1 protein-coding gene and 1 pseudogene are annotated in these 1,221 nt (G+C 60.8%); both read left to right on the top strand.

The genetic code is table 11. From position 1 onward, the window contains the following. Positions 1-524, top strand: a 524-nt coding sequence (locus EOA86_RS35315) for a DALR anticodon-binding domain-containing protein (RefSeq protein ID WP_245497486.1), incomplete at its 5' end; no start/stop codon positions are given. 103 nt (positions 525-627) lie between these two features. Further along, a pseudogene (locus EOA86_RS35310) lies at positions 628-1,221 on the top strand (SPOR domain-containing protein); the annotation flags it as partial.

The raw sequence follows: 1,221 nt of genomic DNA, 5'->3' as shown, positions 1-1,221 counted from the left end.
AAGTGGTGGAGGAGGTCGGCCGCGATCCGATCCGCTTTATGATGCTCTACCGCAAGAACGATGCGCCGCTCGATTTCGACTTCGCCAAGGTGACCGAGCAGTCGAAGGACAATCCGGTGTTCTACGTGCAGTACGCTTCGGCGCGCTGCCATTCGGTGTTCCGGCAGGCGAGCGAACAGTTGGGCGAGGCCAATTTCGACCGCAATCGGCTGGCCGCCGCCACCGCTTCGCTGACCGACGAAGGCGAGATCGGCCTGATCAGGAAGCTTGCCGAATATCCGCGGCTGATTGAATCCGCGGCACTTGCGCTCGAGCCGCACCGGCTGGCATTCTACCTCTACGATCTCGCCTCCAGCTTCCACGGACATTGGAACCGCGGGACCGAGAATCCGGACTTACGTTTTGTTAAGGTTAACGACCGACAATTGACGCATGCCAGACTAGGGCTGGTGCAGGCTGTTTCGGACGTTTTGACGTCCGGCCTGATGCTGATCGGGGCCGATGCGCCCACTGAAATGCGTTAGGTTTGACTAAAAAACCTGTCACCTTTTGCCCACATTGCGCTGGTAAGGGCCAACCCTGCGCGACGTCCATGGCGTCCGAATGAGTGCGAGTTCGGGAACAATAATGGCAGACAGAACCCAGCTGAGAGCAGCCGCCCAAAACGATATCGCCGACGATGATCCGTTCGCGGAACTGACCAGGATCATGGGATTCGACCCGCGCCAGCCGGTCAAGCCGCAGGCCCACCCGAAGGCGGCCCCAGCCAGCCAGCCGGCGGACGAGGGCGATTTCGACATCGATCTCGAGAAGGAATTGATGGGCGAATTCGGCGCCGACGACAACGACGGCGCAACCGAGATTCGCGAGCCGGCTTTCGAACCGGCTGCCACCGACGCCGTGGACGACGAGCTTGCCGCGTCGCTCGAACAGGATTTCCTGCTGGACGATGATGCGGCGGACGAAACCGCCCATGCCGTTGCTGCCGACGACGCCCGTTCTGGTGTTGCCGAAGCATCCGCGCCAGCTGTTGAAGCTGCGTTCGATGACGATTTCGACGATGCGCTTGCCAGTTCGCTCGAAGACGTGTCGCCTTTCGAAGACGATTTGGCAGGGAACGACAAGCTCGGGAACGACGAGCTTGCCGCGTCGCTCGAACAGGATTTACTGCTGGACGACGATGCGACGGACGAGACAGCCCATGCCGTTGCTGCCGACATT

The organism is Mesorhizobium sp. M5C.F.Ca.IN.020.32.2.1, assembly GCF_004023105.1.
Lineage (GTDB): Bacteria > Pseudomonadota > Alphaproteobacteria > Rhizobiales > Rhizobiaceae > Mesorhizobium > Mesorhizobium wenxiniae.
This window is presented reverse-complemented; position numbering and strand designations above follow the sequence as displayed.